The organism is Shimia sp. (assembly GCF_965227725.1).
In the GTDB taxonomy this organism is placed as follows: Bacteria; Pseudomonadota; Alphaproteobacteria; order Rhodobacterales; family Rhodobacteraceae; genus Shimia.
Map to the genome: position 1 here is coordinate 319,563 of NZ_CBDDGH010000003.1, position 18,221 is coordinate 337,783.

Sequence of the window (18,221 nt, forward strand, 5' to 3'; positions counted from 1 at the left end):
ACCTGCGTCAGACCATTGCCACTGACCACCCGAATCTTCCGGGCGGAAATCTCACAGGACGACCATGACCGACACTCCCGACACCGGCTATCAGGTTCTCGCGCGCAAATATCGCCCCGAAACCTTCGCGGATCTTGTCGGGCAGAACGCCATGGTGCGCACGCTCAAAAACGCGTTTGAGGCCGACCGCATCGCCCAAGCCTTTGTCATGACGGGGATTCGCGGCACCGGCAAAACCACAACGGCGCGGATCATTGCCAAAGGCATGAACTGTATCGGCCCGGATGGCACCTCCGGTCCCACCACTGAGCCCTGCGGAGAGTGCGAACATTGCGTTGCGATCATGGAAGGCCGCCACGTCGACGTGATGGAGATGGACGCCGCTTCCCGCACCGGTGTGAACGACATTCGTGAAATCATCGACTCGGTGCACTACCGCGCGGCTTCGGCGCGCTACAAGATCTACATCATCGATGAGGTGCACATGCTCTCCACCAGCGCGTTCAACGCGCTGCTCAAAACGCTGGAAGAGCCCCCCGCCCACGTCAAATTCATCTTCGCCACCACCGAGATTCGCAAAGTTCCGGTGACCGTGCTGTCCCGCTGTCAGCGGTTTGACCTGCGCCGGATCGAACCGGAAGACATGATTGGCATGCTCACCCGCATCGCCACAGCCGAAGGCGCGGCAATCGCCGAAGATGCGCTCGCGCTGATCACCCGCGCCGCCGAAGGCTCTGCGCGGGACGCCACATCCCTGCTGGATCAGGCGATTTCCCACGGCGCTGGCGAAACCACAGCCGATCAGGTCCGCGCCATGCTGGGTCTCGCAGACCGGGGCCGTGTGCTTGATCTCTTTGACATGATCCTGCGCGGTGATGCCGGCAATGCGCTCAACGAGCTGTCTGCCCAATATGCCGACGGGGCCGACCCGATGGCCGTGCTGCGCGATCTGGCCGAGATCACGCATTGGGTCTCTGTCGTGAAAATTACGCCTGAGGCGGCCGAAGATCCCACCGTCAGCCCGGATGAGCGGTCACGTGGCCAGACCATGGCCAACGAGCTGCCCATGCGCGTTCTGACCCGGATGTGGCAGATGCTGCTCAAGGCACTTGAAGAGGTGGCCGCTGCGCCAAACGCCATGATGGCCGCTGAAATGGCCATCATCCGCCTGACCCATGTGGCCGACCTGCCCAGCCCCGAAGAGCTGGTGCGCAAACTGCAGGACACCCCGCCACCACCGCCCCCGCCCGGAGGCGGCAATGGCATGGGCGTGCCCGCAGGCGGCGGCACGGTTGCGCAAGGTGCACCAATGGGCCACGCACCCCAAGGCGGCGGCGTGACCGCGCGCGCAGGTGGCCACGGCCAAGCCACAGCTCTGGCCCCTCAGAATGTCGCGGAGCTGGCCAAATACCCGACCTTCGAGCACGTGATCGAACTGATCCGCCAGCAGCGCGACGTGAAACTGCTGGTGGAAGTGGAAGGCGGCGTGCGGCTGGCCAATTACTCTCCCGGTCGCATCGAGTTTGAGCCCGCGCCCAAGGCCCCCAACGATCTTGCCCAACGCCTCGGCAGCCGCCTGCAGCGCTGGACCGGCAGCCGCTGGGCTGTCACCCTGGTCAACACCGGCGGCGCACCCAGTGTGGCGGAAATCCGCGACGCCGCCAAAAATCAGATGCGCGCCGAGGCCGAAGCCCATCCGCTGGTCATGGCCGTGATGGACGCCTTCCCCAAGGCCAAGATCACCGAAATCAAATCCCGCCGCGATCTTGCCAACGAAGCCCTCGCCGAAGCGCTCCCTGAAGTCGAAGACGAATGGGACCCGTTTGAAGAGTGAGCACCGTCTCGGAAATGGTCCAGTGGACCATTTCAGGTGCGAACGGGCGGAGCCCAAGCGGTCTGGAAAACGATCCAGTGAATCGTTTCAGTGGCGAACGGTCGTAGACCAGCCGTCGCCAAAGCTGTGCCACTGAACGGGAAGGCGCATCCACAAGAGCGCAAGCGCCATTTCGCGCCGGTCACGCATCTTGCGACCCGCTGCCCCTTGTTCCTAAGCCCCATCGCCCGTATCTACTCTGCAAAGAAATCCTCTAGGAGACGACCAATGCTCAAAGGTCTAGGCAATCTCGGCGACATGGCCGGCATGATGAAAAAAGCCCAGCAAATGCAAACCAAGATGACCGAGATGCAGGACGAGCTGCACAACATCATGGTTGTTGGCGAAAGCGGCGCGGGCCTTGTCAAAGCCACAGCCTCTGCCAAGGGCGAGCTGAAGGCGCTGGACATTGATCCTTCCATCTTCAACGGCGACGACAAGGAAGTGGTCGAAGACCTGATCCTCGCCGCCATCAAAGACGCACAGTCAAAAGCCGCCGAGCGCGCACAGGACGAACTGGGCAAAATCACATCCGAACTCGGCCTGCCCGCCGACATGAAACTGCCCTTCTGATCTTCAGAAACCCTTCTGTGCACCGGGCTTTTTCTTGCTATAACTGGCGAAAACAGTCGCCAGAAAAGGCCCGGACATGAGCAGTTCCGAAATTGATACGCTGATCGAGATGATGGCCAAGCTGCCCGGGCTTGGCCCCCGCTCCGCCCGCCGCGCGGTGCTGCATCTGATCCGCAAACGGGCGCTCCAGCTCACCCCTCTTGCCGATGCCATGCAAGCTGTCGCCATCAGCGCGCGGGAATGCCTGAATTGCGGCAATGTGGGCACCTCTGACATCTGTGACATCTGCACCTCCGAGAAACGCGCCACAGGCGTGCTCTGCGTCGTAGAGGACGTGTCAGACCTCTGGGCCATGGAACGCGCCAACGTCTTTGACGGGCGCTATCACGTGCTTGGCGGCACGCTCTCGGCACTTGAAGGCGTCGGCCCCGAGGAGCTCTCCATCCCCCGTCTGATGGACCGTGTGGTCAGCGAAGGCGTCACCGAGGTGATTCTGGCGCTCAACGCCACCGTAGATGGGCAAACCACGGCGCACTACATCGCGGATCAATTGGAGGGACAGGTCACCCTGACCTCGCTGGCGCAGGGTGTGCCGGTTGGCGGGGAACTAGATTACCTTGACGAAGGCACCATCAGCGCCGCGCTGAACGCCCGTAAATCGCTCTGACCAGATTTGACGTGCGACAGCGCTATTGGGGGCCTGTCAAAAGCAAAAAGGCCGCGCAGGATATGCACGGCCTTTTGTGATTTCACGTGAGCGCTGCGCTTAGCGAGGCTGCTCTTCTTCATCGCCACCTGGCAGGTTAAAGAAGCTGTCCGCATCCGCGAATTCATCATCGCTGCGGGTGTCGGTGTCATCCTCATCGTCATCCGCAAGGGAGAAGGTCTCCAGACCTTCGATGGCGGATGGGATCTTCGGCTCCGCTTCCATCTCCAGCGACTGCTCGGTGGACACCAGCTTGCGACGCTCATCATCAGACATGATGCCGCCTTCTGCCGCTTTCTTCGCCGCCGCTTTGTTCACTGCGAGGTCCAGCTCAGACTGCTTACACAGGCCAAGTGCCACAGGGTCGATGGGCTGAATGTTTGCAATGTTCCAGTGGGTCCGCTCACGGATCGCCTGAATGGTTGGCTTGGTTGTGCCAACCAGCTTGCCGATCTGGCCGTCAGACAGCTCCGGGTGGAACTTCACCAGCCACAGGATGGACGCAGGGCGGTCCTGACGCTTGGACAGCGGGGTATAGCGTGGCCCGCGGCGCTTCTCTTCACCAGAGGCGGCTGCGTTGAACTTGAGCTTCAGCTTGTGCAGCGGGTTGTTCTCCGCCGCATTGATCTCTTCCTGCACCAGCTGGTTGTTGGCAACCGGGTCAAAGCCCTTCACGCCAGCAGCCACATCGCCATCCGCGATGCCCTGAATTTCCAGCTCATGCATGCCCACAAAATCTGCGATCTGTTTGAAGCTGATCGTGGTGTTGTCCACCAGCCAAACGGCGGTGGCCTTTGGGTGCAGCAGCTTGGCCATGTCTTAACTCCTTACGCTCTCTCCCCCCGACGAAGATACAGTTTTCCCGTCGTCTGACTTTTGTCAGACGGCACCGATGGTCTGGTGCGGGTTTCCGTTGTCGGGGAACTTAAGGCCGATATAGTGCGCCTGAGCAAAAAAGGAAAGAGTGAATGCGTTCATTGCTTGCAGCCGCCCTTCTCGCATTGACGGCCCTGCCCGTCTGGGCAGAGGGCGAGACCGCCGGAGAGTTTGACTATTACGTTCTGGCGCTCAGCTGGTCGCCCAACTGGTGCGCCATGGAAGGCGACGCCAAAGGCAGCCCGCAATGTGACGCCTCTGAAGATCACGGCTGGATCATGCATGGCCTCTGGCCGCAGTTCCATCAAGGCTGGCCGTCTTATTGCAGCTCCGCAGAACGCAACCCGCCGCGCCATCTCACCAACGCCATGGCCGACATCATGGGCACCTCAGGGCTGGCTTGGTATCAGTGGAAGAAACACGGCACCTGCTCCGGCCTGTCTGGCGAAGACTACTACGCCACCGCGCGCAAGGCCTATGAGAGCGTGGTGCGCCCGCCGGTCTTCCGGAAAGTGAAAGAAACCATCACCCTGCCCGCAGCCGTGGTTGAAGCGGCTTTCCTGAAGGCCAACCCGACGCTTGAGCCGGACATGGTGACCATCACCTGCCGTGGAGACTTCATTCAGGAAGCGCGCATTTGTATGAACAAATCGCTGGAGCCTGTGCCCTGCGGCCGCGAAGTTGTGCGAGACTGCACACAGACAAGCGCGCGCTTTGATCCGGTGCGTTAGACCTCGTTGATGCGCAGGGCGCCCTTACGGGCCTCTGCGCATTTGCCACGCACAAAATCCGCGCTCTCCAGATCAGCCTCAATGGCTTTCACCACCGTACCTCTGCTGCGCATATAAAACGGCACAGAGCCGGCGAGCCCCGGCGCGCTTATATCTCCGCAATAGACACGATCCCCATTGCTCAACGCATAGCTCTCAAAGCGGGAGAAACGCACCGCCCCCGGCGTGGCCGTCTGCTCCGCAATCTGGTTCTTGGCCCAGAACACCTCATCAGGCGCTGTTGAGGTTGGGCTGGTGGCCACACGGGTGGTGCTGGCGCAGCCCATGGCAAACAGCAAAAAGACGGCTGAAAAGGTAAGACGCAATGCAGGCATGAGGGATCCGGTGTTCAAAAGATCAGTGTCTGCAGATCTTCCATCACAGCATTGCGGCATCAGCATGGCGAAACGAAAAAACCCGGCCACAGGGGCCGGGTTCTTCAACTCTATGCACATAAGATCAGTGCAGCTTGGCATCCACTTCTGCGATGCCGGCATCGATCAGCTTGTTGGCAGCTGCCGCGCTCATCTGGCCTGCGATCACTTCGCGGGCCGCGCCAACAGCAACAACCACAGCCTGGTCGCGCACTTCTTTCACAGCCGCAGCTTCAGCAGAGGCAATCTGATCTTCCGCAGCGGCCAGACGGCGCGCGATGGAGTTTTCCAGATCGACTTTGGCCTGATCAGCCGCCGCCTGAGCTTCGGCTTTCGCCTGCTCTACGATGCGGGCCGCTTGCTCCTGCACTTCTTTTTGCTTGCGCTCATAAGACGCCAGAACGGTCTGGGCTTCCTCACGCAGGGCGCGGGCTTCGTCCAGCTCCGATTTGATGTCATCTGCACGCTTGTCCAGCATGCCGCCCAACAGGGAAGGCACTTTGAAGTAGAACAGAACCGCGATGAAAAGGATGAAGCCGAGCGTCACGATGAAGTCGGTGTTCTTCAGCGAGAAGAACGGGCCGCTTGCTGCGAGCGCAGGTGTTGCGCTCAACGCCATAAGGGCAGCAAATGTGGTCAGTTTCCGCATTGTCTTACCCTTTCATCTGCGCATCAACGGCCTTGGCCACTTCTGCGTCATCTGCCGCACCGCCCAGGGCTGTTACCAGCTCAGAGGTGGTCGCGTTGGCCACGTCCTTGATGCTCTCAAGCGCACCGGCGCGGATCTCGGCAATCGCCTTCTCCGACTCAGCGGCTTTCGCTGCAATCTCTGCGTCCGCCTTTTCGGTGGCGGCGTTCAGGTCGGCCTGGATTTCCGCTTTTGCCTCGGCAACGATGCGCTGCGCTTCGGCTTTCGCGTCCGCAAGGGCTTTGTTGTAAGCCTCTTCCGCTTCCACGGCCTTCGCCTTCAGCTCTTCAGCTGCGGCGATGTCATTTGTAATGGTCCCCTGGCGCTCAGCCAGAACCGCAGCAATGCGCGGCAGCGCGATGCGCGACAGGACGAGATAGATCACAACAAGTGTGACCAGAAGCCAGAAAATCTGGTTGCCCCAGTTCGAGAAATCGAGCTGTGGCATGCCCGGTGCAGAGGCGGCCTCTGCTGCGTGGCCTGCGGCGTCAGTCGTTTTGGTCGCCATGTCGTCCTCCTGGGAACTTCCGTTGGGTTACGGGCGGGGCGCAAGCAAGTGCGCCCGCACCCGCACGTAAGGATGGTTCCGTAGGCTTAGACGGCGAACATCAGCAGCAGAGCAACCAGGAACGAGAAGATGCCCAGTGCTTCTGCGAATGCGATGCCGATGAAGAGAGTTGCAGTCTGGGAAGCAGCTGCGGATGGGTTGCGCAGAGCGCCGGCCAGGAAGTTGCCTGCGACGTTACCAACACCGATTGCGGCTGCGCCGGAACCGATTGCTGCGAGACCTGCGCCGATGTGTGCGAGTTGACCTTCCATGGGGGTATCTCCTTACGATTGGAAGTTTGAATTCAGGGTTGTTTGGTTTGAGCCTGTGTCGGGTGCGCCGTCAGGGCGCACCGCAATCCTTAGTGAGACGGATGCAGCGCATCTTTCAGATACACACAGGTCAGAATGGTGAAGACGTAGGCCTGGATGAAGGCCACCAGGACCTCAAGACCGTACATCGCGGTGATCGCAACCACGGAGACCGGGCTGACAACTGCGATCGCGGCAAAGCCTGCGAACACTTTGATCACGGCGTGGCCCGCCATCACGTTACCAGCGAGACGAATGCTGTGGCTGACGGGGCGCACAAAATAGGAAATCACTTCGATGATGGCGAGGATCGGGCGCAGCGGCAGCGGCGCGCTGGAGACCCAGAACAGACCAAGGAAGCCTGCGCCGTTTTTCACAAAGCCCACCACAGTCACGGTGACAAACACCAGCAGCGCCAGAACAACGGTCACAGCAAAGTGGGAGGTGGTGGTGAAGGACATCGGGATCAGGCCGAGGAAGTTGGCCATCACGATGAACAGGAACAGCGTCATGATATATGGGAAGAACTTCACGGCGTCTTTGCCCGCAACATCTTCAACCATCTTGTAGATGAAGCCGTAAGCCAGCTCACCGATGGACTGACCACGGCTTGGCACGATCGCGCGGCGACGTGTGCCAACCACCATCAGAGCCACAACAGCGACAACCGCCAGCGCCATCCAGAGGGTTGCGTTGGTGATGGTGAACAGGCCGATGTGATCGCCACCAAACAAAGGTTTGATGATGAACTGGTCCATCGGGTGGAATACCAGACCGCCTTCTTCTGCGCCGTGTGCTTCGCTTGCCACGTTCAATCCCTCTCGTCTCTCTCGGCAGCCTTGGCTGCCTTATCTAGCTTTGCGGCCTCAGCCGCTTGTTTCTCTTCGATCTCTTTGGCGCTGCGCAGCATCACATTGATGCCAGCGGCCAGACCGAACATTGTAAACAGCACCATGAAGATCGGGAGTGTCCCGAACAGGCTGTCCAGCCCGTATCCGATGCCAAAGCCGATCCCAAGACCGGCCACCATTTCAATCACCATGCGCCAGGCCTGATTGGCTGCCGAATAGTGCTCATCAGCGCGGGGCTTTGGGTCCTGGGCCTGTTTGGCCGCTGCGATCCGCTCCTCAAGACGCTGCATTTGGTCTTTGTGGTCGGTCTCGCGCACGCGCAATTTACCCCTTGCTAACGATGGCGCATTGCTACGGTGGCCAGCTCTATGAGTCAACAGACTTGACGTCGCCCTTCTCGCTCGCGCAAATTATTGTTTTTAAATGATATTATCAACCACGACAGAAGACCTCACCGCCAGCAGACGGCACATCCAGCGCGTATTTGAGCCAAATTCTATATTCAACCTTTTGGTTGATTTTGCCCGTCGCCCCGCCTTAGCCGAACTAAGAAGATCGAAACGGTGCCGTGACTTCCAGCAACCAATCCTGAAATAGCCGCACCGACGAGCGCCGGACACCGCGACTTTCATGCACGAGGAAAAAAGCCCCGTCGCGCAACCCGACATCAAAACAGCGCACAAGCCGACCGATCGCCACATCATCCGCCACCACTTCCGCCGAACACAAAAGCACACCAAGCCCCTTTAGGGCCGATTCATAGGCAAGAGCCGAGCGCAGCCGCCAGCTTGTCTCTGGCACCCCCTCCGGTGAAACTCCAGCAGCTTCAAACCAGCGCCGCCACAGATCCGTATTGCGATCCCGGTAGCGCACCATGTGCAACAGATCCTCCGGCGACTTCCCGGCAATCAGGTCCGGCGCGGCATATGGATAGAGCGGCGCATCAGACAACAGCTCGCAAGGTTCAGCCAAAGCACCACTGTGGGCAAACCGCACCGCCAGATCCGCCTCATGCCTCTCCACATCCGCAAGATGGGGTGAGGTCTCAAGCCGCAGATCAATCTCCGGATGGCGCGCATAGAACTCTGCCAGCCGAGGAATGATGAACCGTTCTGCAAACAGCGGCTCGCTGTTCACCCGCACTTGGCCCGCAGGCACCTCCGCCAGCTCCTCCGTGGCTTCCGCAATCATATCCAGCGCAGGCACGATCCGCTCCAGATAGCTGCGCCCCTCCAGCGTCAGCGTCACCCCGCGCGGCAAATCCCGAAACAGCTTCACGCCCAGCCGCGCCTCCAGCCCGCGCACATGACGGCTCACCGCCGGATGCGCCACATTCAACTCTTCCGCCGCCTTGCTGAAGCTCTCATGCCGCCCGGCCGCCTCAAAGGCGCGTAGTGCGTTTAAAGGGGGTAGATTTCTGGACATGGCTGGATTTGTGCCTTTTTGGCACGCAACCTGTCAAGAAACCCTGTTTGAGCCAGCCTCACGTCTCTGAAATAGTCATAAGCACAGTCATCATCCGGGAAATCCCCCATGCCCAGAGCCAAAACTGCGCCACGCCGCGCAACGATACCTCATGCCCAAAAGGGTTGGCCGTCCCCGCGCCATATGCTGCGCTGGCTCTTCCGCCACCTCACGGACAGGCGCCAATTTTACCCGCCACTCTCAGATCATCTGGCGCGGGACATCGGCCTGACAGCCACAGACCTTGAACCGCGCAGAACACAGCTGCCCTCGCGGCACACACACCATCCTTATGGATGAGCGCCCGGCAAGTCCCTTTCACAATGCGCTTTGCATCGTTACATAAGCCTCATGGCGTCATCTTTAGATACAGTCTTCTCCGCGCTTGCCGACCCGACCCGCCGCGCGATCCTCACCATGCTTCTGGAAGATGACATGGCGGTCACCGATGTGGCAGAGCCTTTTGAGATGTCCCTCGCCGCGATTTCCAAGCATTTGATGATCCTGACCAAGGCCGGCCTGATCTCACAGGAAAAGCGCGGCCGTGTGAAATGGTGCAAGCTCGAGCCAGACGCCCTGCGCGCCGCCTCTGTCTGGATGCAAGGGTTCGGACAGTTTGAGCCCATCCATCTGGATGCGTTTGAGCGCTTCCTTGAGGTCGAACTGACAGACACGCCCCCCGCAGGCGATACTGCCTAGGTATCCCCCTCAAGCAGCATTAACAGCGCAATGCAGGTCAGCCCGATCCCAACCAGCACCAGACCTGTAGGCGCACCGTTCCCAAGCGCTATCTCCCAACAGATCACCCAGCTTGGCACCAGATAGGTATAGGCCATCACCTTAGCACTTGGCAGGTTGAGCGAGGCAAACTGCACCAGGACAAAGGTCACCGCACTCGCAAAAACGGCCAGATAGACAATGGTGCCCCAGACCAAACCGCTCAAAGACAGCCAATCGGTTGCCAGTATGTCGCGCGCGCCATAGGCCGACAGGATCAGAAGCCCCGCCACAAGCGTGCCAAAGGTGAACACCACCGGCGCCTCGCCCCGGTTCAGCTTGCGCACCATCGGCGTATAGAGCGCGTGCAACATGCAGCCCCAGAAGTAGTAGATTTCACCCTGCCCGACCTCAAACCGCCGGAACGCGGCCCAATCGGCCCGAAAAATCACCCAAAGCGCGCCCACCGCCCCAATCGCCAGCGCCAACAGCATCCGCCGTGTGGTGATCTGCCCCAGCAGCCCCCAGCCGAACACCGCCGACATCACCGGCGTCAGCGTGAACACCGCGGCTGTGCTCACCGGGTGCGCTGTTTTCAGCCCCTCAAACATCAGCACAAAATATCCGGCAAACAGCCCGCCTAGGATCAGATAGCGCCACGGTGCGCGCCATGCCGTGCGCGGCAGCCCCTTGGTGGCCAGCGCCGCCACACCAATCACCGCCGCCGCGATCAGAAACCGCACCGCATTCAACGCCGCAGGCTCCACCGCATTGGCGCTCAAGGAGCCCAGCGAAAAGGAACCCGCCACCAGCGCTGAGAACAGCAGCATCGCCAAATGCCCCCGCAGCGGCAGGCCCAGCTTTGGTTTCGCAGCCATCTTCATCGTATCGCTCATATGCCGACGACCCAGGCGCCAGCGCGTTCTTTCAGAAACGTCAGGAAGGTCTGCACCTTGATGGTGCGATGCAAATCCACATGGGTGATGATGCGCACAGGCGCGTCCCATTCCGGCCGTGTCGGCAGCACTTCGACGACCTCCTTACAATATGTGGCCGCCCATACCGGCATGAAGCCCAGCCCGGCACCGGCCTGCACCGCTTCTTCCATGGCCCGATCAGAGGTCGAGCGGAACACCACATTTTCACGCGGCACATGGGTCTTGAGCCAGCGATCAAACGGCGCGCGGCTGTCTGGATTGTCGTGCCCGACAAAACGGTGGTTCACAAGATCGGCCTCATCCTTGGGCAAGCCGTATCGGTCGATATAGCTCTGGGACGCAAACAGAGCGTTTGGCATTTGTGCCAAAGGCTGCACCACATTGTCCGGCTGCACGTCACCCGCCCCGGCCCGGATCGCCACATGGGCCTCGCCATACTCCAGCCGAAACACCCGATCGCCGGTCAGAAACCGCACCAGAACATCCGGGTGCTCGGCCTGAAAATCCGCAAGAATCGGGGACAACAACGGTGCAAACCCTGCCAGAGACGTGACCACCAGTTCCCCGGCCACATCTGCGCCGCGCCCCTTGATGCGGCCTTCCAGCTGGCCAAACTGATCATCCGTGGCCTGCGCCACCCGCATCAGATCTTCGCCCGCTTCCGTCGCCGTATATCCGCGCGCATGGCGCTGAAACAGCTTCACACCCAACTGCCCTTCCAGCGCGTCTATATGCCGAATGACTGTGGCATGATGGACCCCAAGCGCCTCCGCTGCGCCGCTCACCGTCCCCAATCGCGCCACCTGAAAGGCTGTGCGCACCTCGTCCCAATTCTTCATGTCATCCCCTCCGCAACCGCGCTGACTGTGCATATTCAAACACAATATGCGCAATATCTGCAATTGCGCGCAAAGACGCAATGCTCAAATCTAGGACACACCGCAGCCACCTCTCAAAGGAACACCCCATGTCCAACACCGTCTTGCACATCGACAGCTCCGCCCGTTTCGCCGACTCCGCCTCCCGTCAGGCCTCCGCCAAACTGGTCGCCGATCAGAACGCCGATAAAGTCATCCGCCGCGATCTGGCCCAAACAGATCTGCCCTTCTTGGATGAAGCCTTCACCCAGGCCGCCTTCACCCCGCCCGAGGCGCGCACCGACGCACAAAACGCCGCGCTCGCCACATCTGACACGCTGGTCGCCGAGCTTCAGGAAGCCGACACACTGGTGATCGGCGTTGCGATCTACAACTTCTCGATCCCCGCCAAACTCAAAGCCTGGATCGACCAGATCGCCCGCGCCGGCGTCACCTTTGCCTATACCGAAGAAGGCCCCAAAGGCCTGCTTGAAGGCAAAAAAGCCATCATCACCTTCGCTTCCGGCGGCACGGAGATTGGCTCCGACATCGACTTTGCCTCACACTACCTGCGCTTTGTGCTAGGGTTTGTGGGCATCACCGATGTCACCATCCTCAACAAAGACGGCGAAGAAGTGGCGCCCAAAGCGGCCTAACCCTCTTCATTCTGCCAAAAATACTCTGGGGTGATCGCAGCTTGCTGCTAGAGGGGCAACGCCCCTACCCCAGCTCCAGCATCTCTGGCGACACATCAATGCGCTCAAAAAACGCCCAGAGATCCGCAACAGACATCGCAACTGTCCGGTCATTGACCAGCGGATGCATATAGACCCGCTCCGCGCCCTGCACATCCGCATCTATAAAGAAGCGCACGCCTTTCTCTGCGCCATTGATCATGGCCAGCGGGGTCACCGCACCGGGCCGAACGCCGAGGTTTTCCAGCAACCGGTCAGCCGAGCCAAACGACAGATTGCCCACACCCAGCTGCGCTCCAAGCGCCTTCAGGTCAATCTCCCGATCCTGTTCCAGCGTCACCAGATAGTTGCGCTTCTTCTTGTCCCGCAGATAGAGGTTTTTCACGCGAAACGCGCTCTCGCCTTCCACCTCCATGGCCGCCTCAACCGATTTGGCATCCTCAACCGTGCGCAGCGGCACATGTTTATGCAGCTCATAGTCCAGCCCCCAGGCCTCAAGCTGCGCCAACAGCGCGTCTGAACTGACAGGCAGACTGTCCTGAAACTCTGATGATGCGTCCATGACCGTCTCCCTGATCCCTGCCATCTTCTTTCCAGCAGACATGCCGCAGCTGAAAGGCAAGCGAAAGCCCAAATCCGGCAACTCCTGTTGACTCAACGCCCCCACAGGCGTAAACGCGCAGCAATTCCGGGAGTCCGTCAAACTTCCGGTCCCTTGGCCTATGTGCCGGGATCGCCCCCCGTCAGCGAGTTTCGCCCACGGGGGACATTGGCGTTTGGGCGGTTCGCACATATGTTCGGGCCAGATATGAAACCGTGAAAAGGAGCCGGTAGCGATGTTTGAAAATCTAAGCGAACGCCTCTCTGGTGTCTTTGATCGTCTCACCAAACAGGGTGCGCTTTCTGAGGACGACGTCAAAACCGCGCTGCGCGAAGTGCGTGTGGCCCTGCTTGAGGCCGACGTTTCGCTGCCCGTCGCGCGCGACTTTGTCAAAGCGGTACAGGAAAAAGCCACCGGTCAGGCCGTCACCAAATCCGTGACCCCGGGCCAGCAGGTTGTGAAAATCGTTCATGACGAGCTGAAAAACGTGCTCGCAGGCGGCGAAGGCGAAGACCTCGGCGCCCTGAAAGTGGACAACCCGCCTGCCCCGATCCTGATGGTCGGTCTGCAGGGCTCCGGTAAAACCACCACCACCGGTAAGCTTGCCAAACGCCTGACCGAGAAAGACGGCAAGCGCGTGCTGATGGCCTCGCTCGACATCTACCGCCCCGCCGCGATGCAACAGCTCGCCGTGCTTGGCACCCAGATCGGCGTGGACACGCTGCCGATTGTACAGGGCGAAAGCGCCGTGCAGATCGCCAAACGTGCCAAACAGCAGGCGACGCTCGGCGGCTATGACGTTTATATGCTCGACACCGCGGGCCGCTTGCAGATCGACGAGACCCTGATGAAAGAGGTCGAGGATGTGCGCGACGTGGTGAACCCGCGCGAAACCCTCCTCGTTGTCGACGGCCTCACCGGTCAGGTGGCTGTTGAGGTGGCCGAAGAATTTGACGGCAAAATCGGCATCTCCGGCGTGGTCCTGACCCGTATGGACGGTGACGGCCGTGGTGGTGCCGCCCTGTCGATGCGCGCCGTAACCGGCAAGCCGATCAAATACGTCGGCCTTGGCGAGAAAATGGATGCGCTGGAAACCTTCGAGCCAGACCGGATCGCAGGCCGCATTCTGGGCATGGGCGACATTGTCGCTCTTGTTGAGAAGGCTCAGGAAACCATCGAGGCCGAACAGGCCGAACGCATGATGAAGCGCTTCCAGAAAGGCCGCTTCAACATGAACGACCTGAAGATGCAGCTTGAACAGATGCAAAAAATGGGCGGCATGGAAGGCATGATGGGCATGCTTCCCGGCATGGGCAAAATGGCCAAACAGGTGCAAGACGCGGGTTTTGATGACCGCATGATCAAGCGCCAGATCGCCATGATCCAATCCATGACCAAAATGGAACGCGCCAACCCGCAGATCCTTCAGGCATCCCGCAAAAAGCGCATCGCCGCAGGCTCCGGCATGGAGGTCTCCGACCTCAACAAGCTGCTCAAGATGCAGCGCCAGATGTCTGACATGATGAAAAAGATGGGCAAAATGGGCAAAGGCGGCATGCTCAAGCAGGCCATGAAAGGCATGATGGGCGGCAAAGGCGCGCCTGACATGGCTGGCATGGACCCCTCCCAAATGGATCCCAAAGCGCTGGAAGCGGCGGCCAAAGCCATGGGCGCCAAAGGCGGTCTGCCCGGTGGCCTGCCGGGCATCGGCGGCGGCATGGGGCTGCCTTCTGGTCTGTCCGGTTTTGGCAAGAAAAAGTGATGCAAGGATCAAGGACCATGATCGTGAAGACCTTCCTCCCCCTCGCGCTCTTTGCTGCGCTTTCGGCATGCGGTGACGTGATCACCGTTGATCTCGACACCGCCCCTGATGGCGCTGTGCGCGGCGACTATCGCACCGTTCTGGATGGCATCCCCGCCACCGTGACCGCCCGCGCCTATGAGGCAGAGGTGAACTTCACCGAAACCGGCGGCACCATCGGCTTTGGCAAGCTCTTTGCGCTGGCAGACTCAGAACTGCGCCGCCAGACCGCCTGCCGCGAAGTGCGCCCGGTCAGCCATGACACCCAGAGGCTCCAGTCCGGTGTCTCCAGCAGCTTCATTTTCGAACTCGACGAGTGCCCACGGGTCTAAGCCACATGACCATTGCGCCCACCATATCCACTCCGCGCCTGACGCTGCGCCATCACGTGCTCGATGACTTCGAGCCGATGGCCGCGCATTTCGCAACGGATTGGGCGCAATATATGGGTGGGCCGATCACCGCAGACGAACTCTGGCGCTGGCTCGGGGCTGAGATCACCAGCTGGCAATGGCTTGGCTATGGCAGCTGGGCGGTGGAGCTGACAGAAACCGGCGCTCTCATCGGTCAGGTCGGCATCAACAAACCGCCACGCTTTCCCGAAGTCGAAATCGGCTGGTGTTTCTTCCCGGAGGCCCAAGGCAAAGGCTATGCGTTTGAAGCGGCAACAGCCGCACGCGACTGGGCCTTTGACACCAAGGGGCTTTCCACCTTGGTGAGCTACATCAGCGCCGAAAACGCAGCCTCCATCCGCCTTGCCGAACGTCTGGGCGCGAAGCGCGACGACAACGCAGCCCAACCAGAAGGCGATCCGGATGATTTGGTCTATCGTCACGTCCCACAAGACAATGACGGAAGTCCGGAGGCCTACGCATGAGCCTCACGCTGAACATCCCAGTGATCGAAACAGAACGCCTGCGCCTGCGCGCGCCGCAGCTTTCCGATCTGGAGCCTATGGTTGCGTTTTATGCCTCTGACCGCAGCGCCTTTGTCGGTGGCCCCCGCGACGAAGCGGCCACCTTCACATCCCTGACAAGCCGTCTGGGACATTGGGCTGTGCGCGGCTACGGCCTCTGGCACTTTGAAGACAAGACCACCGACACTTTCCTTGGATGGACCGGCATCATCAACGCTCCGGGCTGGCATGAACCAGAACTGGGCTGGAGTGTTCTGGCCGAAGGCGAAGGCAAGGGGTATGCGTCTGAGGCGGCAATTGCCGCGCGCTCCTACGCAGCCGAGCACTTTGGCCTTTCGCACATTATGAGCTACCTGGCCCCGGCCAACAGCCGTTCTGTTGCCATGGCCAAACGCCTTGGTGCGACTTTCGAACGCGAGCATGAACTCCTTGGCAAATTCTGCCACGTCTACCGCCACCCCAAAGTGGAGGCGCTCTAATGTCCGTGCCAACCATCCCTGTTTTGGAAACCAAACGCCTCGTGCTGCGCGGGCCGGAGCCGGAAGACTATCCGAACTTCAAGGCCACCTTTGCCTCCTACCGCTCCCGCTTCATGGGGGGCCCGCTCAATGCCTATGAGACATGGATGCTCTATGCGGCAGAGATCGGTCACTGGAACATCCGCGGCTACGGCATGTGGATGATCCACGACAAGGACACCGACGAGACCCTTGGCATGGCGGGCGGCTGGTTCCCTGCCAAATGGCCAGAGCGCGAGATCGCCTGGATCATCTGGCCGGACAAGGCTGGCAAAGGCTATGCGCTTGAGGCCACCCATGCGGTGCGCCGCCACTTCTATGAACAGCTGGGCTGGGACGGCGCGGTCAGCTACATCGACCCCAAGAATCTCGACAGCATCCGGCTGGCCGAGCGTCTGGGAGCGGTGAAAGACAAAACCGCCGCCTCCGTGGATGGCCACGATGTGGTCTACCGCCACCCCAGCCCTGATGCCCTGCGCTCCTCCCAGATTGCCGATGCGATCGAGATGGAAATCAGCCATTACGCCGATCCGATGTTCAAACCGAAAGGCCACGCCCTTGACTGACCAAGCGACTGACGCGGCACTGCGCGCCGCCGAGGTGCTCAAAGAGCACCGTGAAAGCATCGACCGCCTCGATGCGATCCTCGTCTATACGCTGGGCGAGCGGTTCAAACACACCCAGGCGGTGGGCAAACTGAAAGCCACCCACGACCTTCCCCCGTCCGATCCCGCGCGCGAAGCCACGCAGATCGCACGTCTCGAAGATCTTGCGAAACGGGCCAATCTGGATCCCGAATTCGCCAAGAATTTCCTGAATTTCATCATCGCTGAGGTCATTCAGCACCACAAGAAACATCAGGAATAACAAACCGTTGGGCAGAGACTGACCTGTCCTTCGACCCAACCCGCACCAAAACGGTGCACCCAAATATGCACGCAAGTGCAAACGCCATTATAGGAGATACACCCATGGCTATGAAAATTCGTCTCGCCCGCGGCGGTTCCAAAAAGCGCCCTTTCTACCGCGTTGTTGCAGCGGACAGCCGCATGCCACGTGACGGCCGCTTCATCGAGAAGCTCGGCACCTACAACCCGCTGCTGCCAAAAGACAGCGAAGAGCGCGTAAAGCTGGACATGGAGCGCGTTCAGTACTGGCTGGACCAGGGCGCACAGCCTTCTGACCGTGTTGCACGCTTCCTCGAAGCAGCAGGCACTCTGGCGAAGAAAGAGCGCAACAACCCTAAGAAAGCGGAACCAGGCCAGAAAGCCAAAGACCGCGCAGAAGAAAAAGCTGCAAAAGCAGCTGAAGCTGCTGAAGCAGCCGCAGAAGAGTAAGACGGACCGGCCCCGGAATGACCGAATTCACCTCAGATTTCCGGGACGATCTGACACGGCTCATGCAGTGGCGGCGCGATGTGCGTCGCTTCCGCACCGATCCGGTGGACGAGGCACTGCTTCAGGCGTGCCTCGACACCTTTCTCCTCGCGCCCTCCGTGGGCCTGTCGGAGCCCTGGCGTGTGCTGCGCATTGAAAGCGATGAAGCTCGCACTGCCGCCCTCAAGAATTTCGAAGCTGCCAATGCCACCGCTCTGGCGGGTTATGACGGCGACCGCGCGGCGCTTTATGCGGGGCTGAAGCTGTCGGGCATGAAAGACGCCCCCGTGCAGCTTGCCATCTATTGTGACGATGCCACCGCCAAAGGCGCGGGTCTTGGCGCCGCCACAATGCCTGAAATGCGCCGCTACTCCGTGGTGGGCGCCATCACCCAATTCTGGCTCACCGCCCGCACCTACGGGCTTGGCGTCGGCTGGGTCTCTATCCTTGATCCCGAGCAACTCAACCGCGACCTCAAAGCCCCCGAAGACTGGTCGCTCGTGGCCTATCTCTGCGTCGGCTGGCCCGAAGAGCTGTCTGACACACCCGAGCTTGCCAAAGCCGGCTGGGAAGACCGCGACGCATCGCTCTCAATCCAATCGCGCTAAAGGCTCCAAAGACAGGCCACACCACGGGTCTTTCTCTTGACCAAAATATCCAGGGTGAAGTCACAACCCTGTTGTGACGAGGGCAGCGCCCTCCCTACGCCGCTCCCCACAAACACCTCCCTCCCTTGCGTCCCGTGCCACAATCATGGAAAACAAGCGCC

At 60.3% G+C, this 18,221-nt stretch carries 25 protein-coding genes; 14 read left to right on the forward strand and 11 right to left on the reverse strand.

Annotated elements, in window-relative coordinates; translation table 11 throughout:
* The first annotated feature begins 64 nt into the window (after positions 1-64).
* The 3 genes from ACO07T_RS07270 (at position 65) to recR (ending at position 3,113) form a co-directional block, all read left to right on the forward strand.
* Positions 65-1,834 carry a DNA polymerase III subunit gamma/tau gene (locus ACO07T_RS07270; RefSeq protein WP_422048838.1) on the forward strand — a complete coding sequence of 590 codons (1,770 nt, stop codon included), beginning with the start codon at positions 65-67 and terminating at the stop codon, positions 1,832-1,834.
* Between the two features lie 267 nt (positions 1,835-2,101).
* On the forward strand, positions 2,102-2,446 hold the full coding sequence (locus tag ACO07T_RS07275) for a YbaB/EbfC family nucleoid-associated protein (RefSeq protein ID WP_209064176.1): 345 nt from the start codon (positions 2,102-2,104) through the stop codon (positions 2,444-2,446).
* A gap of 76 nt (positions 2,447-2,522) precedes the next feature.
* Complete coding sequence (gene recR / locus ACO07T_RS07280) at positions 2,523-3,113, forward strand: recombination mediator RecR (protein ID WP_422048839.1); 591 nt, start codon at positions 2,523-2,525, stop codon at positions 3,111-3,113.
* Positions 3,114-3,212: 99 nt separating this feature from the next.
* On the opposite strand, the gene ACO07T_RS07285 is transcribed toward recR, so the two are convergent.
* Positions 3,213-3,968 (reverse strand): DUF1013 domain-containing protein, encoded by a 756-nt coding sequence (locus tag ACO07T_RS07285; protein WP_209064172.1) that lies wholly within the window; start codon positions 3,966-3,968, stop codon positions 3,213-3,215.
* 152 nt (positions 3,969-4,120) lie between these two features.
* Between ACO07T_RS07285 and ACO07T_RS07290 the strand changes: the two genes are divergently transcribed.
* Positions 4,121-4,759 carry a ribonuclease T2 family protein gene (locus tag ACO07T_RS07290; protein WP_422048840.1) on the forward strand — a complete coding sequence of 213 codons (639 nt, stop codon included), beginning with the start codon at positions 4,121-4,123 and terminating at the stop codon, positions 4,757-4,759.
* On the opposite strand, the gene ACO07T_RS07295 is transcribed toward ACO07T_RS07290, so the two are convergent.
* The 7 genes from ACO07T_RS07295 to ACO07T_RS07325 form a co-directional block, all read right to left on the reverse strand.
* Complete coding sequence (locus ACO07T_RS07295) at positions 4,756-5,133, reverse strand: hypothetical protein (RefSeq protein ID WP_422048841.1); 378 nt, start codon at positions 5,131-5,133, stop codon at positions 4,756-4,758. The genes ACO07T_RS07290 and ACO07T_RS07295 overlap by 4 nt on opposite strands.
* Positions 5,134-5,257: 124 nt before the next feature.
* Positions 5,258-5,821, reverse strand: coding sequence for a F0F1 ATP synthase subunit B (locus ACO07T_RS07300; RefSeq protein ID WP_209064165.1), 564 nt, complete (start codon positions 5,819-5,821; stop codon positions 5,258-5,260).
* 4 nt (positions 5,822-5,825) lie between these two features.
* Entirely contained in the window at positions 5,826-6,368 is a 543-nt protein-coding gene (locus tag ACO07T_RS07305) for a F0F1 ATP synthase subunit B' (protein ID WP_209064162.1), read from the reverse strand.
* An 86-nt stretch (positions 6,369-6,454) separates the two neighbouring features.
* Entirely contained in the window at positions 6,455-6,679 is a 225-nt protein-coding gene (locus tag ACO07T_RS07310) for a F0F1 ATP synthase subunit C (RefSeq protein ID WP_090027589.1), read from the reverse strand.
* Positions 6,680-6,768: 89 nt separating this feature from the next.
* Positions 6,769-7,527, reverse strand: coding sequence for a F0F1 ATP synthase subunit A (locus ACO07T_RS07315; RefSeq protein WP_209064159.1), 759 nt, complete (start codon positions 7,525-7,527; stop codon positions 6,769-6,771).
* A gap of 2 nt (positions 7,528-7,529) precedes the next feature.
* On the reverse strand, positions 7,530-7,886 hold the full coding sequence (locus ACO07T_RS07320) for an AtpZ/AtpI family protein (RefSeq protein ID WP_209064157.1): 357 nt from the start codon (positions 7,884-7,886) through the stop codon (positions 7,530-7,532).
* Positions 7,887-8,115: 229 nt separating this feature from the next.
* The gene (locus tag ACO07T_RS07325; protein WP_422048842.1) at positions 8,116-8,994 is read right to left on the reverse strand and encodes a LysR substrate-binding domain-containing protein; all 879 of its coding nucleotides are present in this window, start codon (positions 8,992-8,994) and stop codon (positions 8,116-8,118) included.
* A 390-nt stretch (positions 8,995-9,384) separates the two neighbouring features.
* Between ACO07T_RS07325 and ACO07T_RS07330 the strand changes: the two genes are divergently transcribed.
* Positions 9,385-9,732: an ArsR/SmtB family transcription factor gene (locus tag ACO07T_RS07330; protein ID WP_422048843.1), complete on the forward strand. Its 348-nt coding sequence runs from the start codon at positions 9,385-9,387 to the stop codon at positions 9,730-9,732.
* Here ACO07T_RS07330 and ACO07T_RS07335 read toward each other — a convergent pair.
* Together ACO07T_RS07335 and ACO07T_RS07340 are read right to left on the reverse strand one after the other, a co-directional pair.
* A complete protein-coding gene (locus ACO07T_RS07335) occupies positions 9,729-10,646 on the reverse strand; it encodes a DMT family transporter (RefSeq protein ID WP_422048844.1) in 918 nt (305 codons plus the stop codon). The genes ACO07T_RS07330 and ACO07T_RS07335 overlap by 4 nt on opposite strands.
* Entirely contained in the window at positions 10,643-11,527 is an 885-nt protein-coding gene (locus tag ACO07T_RS07340) for a LysR family transcriptional regulator (RefSeq protein WP_422048846.1), read from the reverse strand. The genes ACO07T_RS07335 and ACO07T_RS07340 overlap by 4 nt, the downstream gene beginning before the upstream one ends.
* A gap of 128 nt (positions 11,528-11,655) precedes the next feature.
* Here ACO07T_RS07340 and ACO07T_RS07345 point away from each other — a divergent pair, with 128 nt between their 5' ends.
* Positions 11,656-12,201 (forward strand): FMN-dependent NADH-azoreductase, encoded by a 546-nt coding sequence (locus ACO07T_RS07345; protein WP_422048847.1) that lies wholly within the window; start codon positions 11,656-11,658, stop codon positions 12,199-12,201.
* Between the two features lie 64 nt (positions 12,202-12,265).
* On the opposite strand, the gene ACO07T_RS07350 is transcribed toward ACO07T_RS07345, so the two are convergent.
* Positions 12,266-12,802: a prolyl-tRNA synthetase associated domain-containing protein gene (locus ACO07T_RS07350; RefSeq protein WP_422048848.1), complete on the reverse strand. Its 537-nt coding sequence runs from the start codon at positions 12,800-12,802 to the stop codon at positions 12,266-12,268.
* A gap of 274 nt (positions 12,803-13,076) precedes the next feature.
* Between ACO07T_RS07350 and ffh the strand changes: the two genes are divergently transcribed.
* The 8 genes from ffh (at position 13,077) to bluB (ending at position 18,060) form a co-directional block, all read left to right on the forward strand.
* Complete coding sequence (ffh, locus tag ACO07T_RS07355) at positions 13,077-14,603, forward strand: signal recognition particle protein (RefSeq protein WP_422048849.1); 1,527 nt, start codon at positions 13,077-13,079, stop codon at positions 14,601-14,603.
* A gap of 17 nt (positions 14,604-14,620) precedes the next feature.
* Entirely contained in the window at positions 14,621-14,974 is a 354-nt protein-coding gene (locus tag ACO07T_RS07360; protein WP_422048850.1) for a hypothetical protein, read from the forward strand.
* Positions 14,975-14,979: 5 nt separating this feature from the next.
* Positions 14,980-15,519: a GNAT family N-acetyltransferase gene (locus tag ACO07T_RS07365; RefSeq protein ID WP_422048851.1), complete on the forward strand. Its 540-nt coding sequence runs from the start codon at positions 14,980-14,982 to the stop codon at positions 15,517-15,519.
* The gene (locus tag ACO07T_RS07370) at positions 15,516-16,037 is read left to right on the forward strand and encodes a GNAT family N-acetyltransferase (protein WP_422048852.1); all 522 of its coding nucleotides are present in this window, start codon (positions 15,516-15,518) and stop codon (positions 16,035-16,037) included. The genes ACO07T_RS07365 and ACO07T_RS07370 overlap by 4 nt, the downstream gene beginning before the upstream one ends.
* Positions 16,037-16,642 (forward strand): GNAT family N-acetyltransferase, encoded by a 606-nt coding sequence (locus ACO07T_RS07375; RefSeq protein ID WP_422048853.1) that lies wholly within the window; start codon positions 16,037-16,039, stop codon positions 16,640-16,642. The genes ACO07T_RS07370 and ACO07T_RS07375 overlap by 1 nt, the downstream gene beginning before the upstream one ends.
* Positions 16,635-16,943: a chorismate mutase gene (locus ACO07T_RS07380; protein ID WP_209064132.1), complete on the forward strand. Its 309-nt coding sequence runs from the start codon at positions 16,635-16,637 to the stop codon at positions 16,941-16,943. Before ACO07T_RS07375 ends, ACO07T_RS07380 begins: the two co-directional genes overlap by 8 nt.
* Before the next feature lie 104 nt (positions 16,944-17,047).
* On the forward strand, positions 17,048-17,413 hold the full coding sequence (gene rpsP / locus ACO07T_RS07385) for a 30S ribosomal protein S16 (protein WP_209079508.1): 366 nt from the start codon (positions 17,048-17,050) through the stop codon (positions 17,411-17,413).
* Positions 17,414-17,430: 17 nt separating this feature from the next.
* Positions 17,431-18,060 carry a 5,6-dimethylbenzimidazole synthase gene (bluB, locus tag ACO07T_RS07390; protein ID WP_422048854.1) on the forward strand — a complete coding sequence of 210 codons (630 nt, stop codon included), beginning with the start codon at positions 17,431-17,433 and terminating at the stop codon, positions 18,058-18,060.
* The last annotated feature ends 161 nt before the right edge of the window (positions 18,061-18,221 follow it).

What these genes read in the sequence shown, in the direction of transcription:
- ACO07T_RS07345 (WP_422048847.1), top strand. Translation starts at nt 11,656, where the DNA reads ATGTCCAACACCGTCTTGCACATCGACAGCTCCGCCCGTTTCGCCGAC.
- ACO07T_RS07310 (WP_090027589.1), bottom strand. Translation starts at nt 6,679, where the DNA reads ATGGAAGGTCAACTCGCACACATCGGCGCAGGTCTCGCAGCAATCGGT.
- rpsP (WP_209079508.1), top strand. Translation starts at nt 17,048, where the DNA reads ATGGCTATGAAAATTCGTCTCGCCCGCGGCGGTTCCAAAAAGCGCCCT.
- ACO07T_RS07365 (WP_422048851.1), top strand. Translation starts at nt 14,980, where the DNA reads ATGACCATTGCGCCCACCATATCCACTCCGCGCCTGACGCTGCGCCAT.
- recR (WP_422048839.1), top strand. Translation starts at nt 2,523, where the DNA reads ATGAGCAGTTCCGAAATTGATACGCTGATCGAGATGATGGCCAAGCTG.
- ACO07T_RS07270 (WP_422048838.1), top strand. Translation starts at nt 65, where the DNA reads ATGACCGACACTCCCGACACCGGCTATCAGGTTCTCGCGCGCAAATAT.
- bluB (WP_422048854.1), top strand. Translation starts at nt 17,431, where the DNA reads ATGACCGAATTCACCTCAGATTTCCGGGACGATCTGACACGGCTCATG.
- ACO07T_RS07360 (WP_422048850.1), top strand. Translation starts at nt 14,621, where the DNA reads ATGATCGTGAAGACCTTCCTCCCCCTCGCGCTCTTTGCTGCGCTTTCG.
- ACO07T_RS07330 (WP_422048843.1), top strand. Translation starts at nt 9,385, where the DNA reads ATGGCGTCATCTTTAGATACAGTCTTCTCCGCGCTTGCCGACCCGACC.
- ACO07T_RS07300 (WP_209064165.1), bottom strand. Translation starts at nt 5,821, where the DNA reads ATGCGGAAACTGACCACATTTGCTGCCCTTATGGCGTTGAGCGCAACA.
- ACO07T_RS07285 (WP_209064172.1), bottom strand. Translation starts at nt 3,968, where the DNA reads ATGGCCAAGCTGCTGCACCCAAAGGCCACCGCCGTTTGGCTGGTGGAC.
- ACO07T_RS07275 (WP_209064176.1), top strand. Translation starts at nt 2,102, where the DNA reads ATGCTCAAAGGTCTAGGCAATCTCGGCGACATGGCCGGCATGATGAAA.
- ACO07T_RS07340 (WP_422048846.1), bottom strand. Translation starts at nt 11,527, where the DNA reads ATGAAGAATTGGGACGAGGTGCGCACAGCCTTTCAGGTGGCGCGATTG.
- ACO07T_RS07350 (WP_422048848.1), bottom strand. Translation starts at nt 12,802, where the DNA reads ATGGACGCATCATCAGAGTTTCAGGACAGTCTGCCTGTCAGTTCAGAC.
- ffh (WP_422048849.1), top strand. Translation starts at nt 13,077, where the DNA reads ATGTTTGAAAATCTAAGCGAACGCCTCTCTGGTGTCTTTGATCGTCTC.
- ACO07T_RS07295 (WP_422048841.1), bottom strand. Translation starts at nt 5,133, where the DNA reads ATGCCTGCATTGCGTCTTACCTTTTCAGCCGTCTTTTTGCTGTTTGCC.
- ACO07T_RS07370 (WP_422048852.1), top strand. Translation starts at nt 15,516, where the DNA reads ATGAGCCTCACGCTGAACATCCCAGTGATCGAAACAGAACGCCTGCGC.
- ACO07T_RS07335 (WP_422048844.1), bottom strand. Translation starts at nt 10,646, where the DNA reads ATGAGCGATACGATGAAGATGGCTGCGAAACCAAAGCTGGGCCTGCCG.
- ACO07T_RS07375 (WP_422048853.1), top strand. Translation starts at nt 16,037, where the DNA reads ATGTCCGTGCCAACCATCCCTGTTTTGGAAACCAAACGCCTCGTGCTG.
- ACO07T_RS07290 (WP_422048840.1), top strand. Translation starts at nt 4,121, where the DNA reads ATGCGTTCATTGCTTGCAGCCGCCCTTCTCGCATTGACGGCCCTGCCC.
- ACO07T_RS07325 (WP_422048842.1), bottom strand. Translation starts at nt 8,994, where the DNA reads ATGTCCAGAAATCTACCCCCTTTAAACGCACTACGCGCCTTTGAGGCG.
- ACO07T_RS07305 (WP_209064162.1), bottom strand. Translation starts at nt 6,368, where the DNA reads ATGGCGACCAAAACGACTGACGCCGCAGGCCACGCAGCAGAGGCCGCC.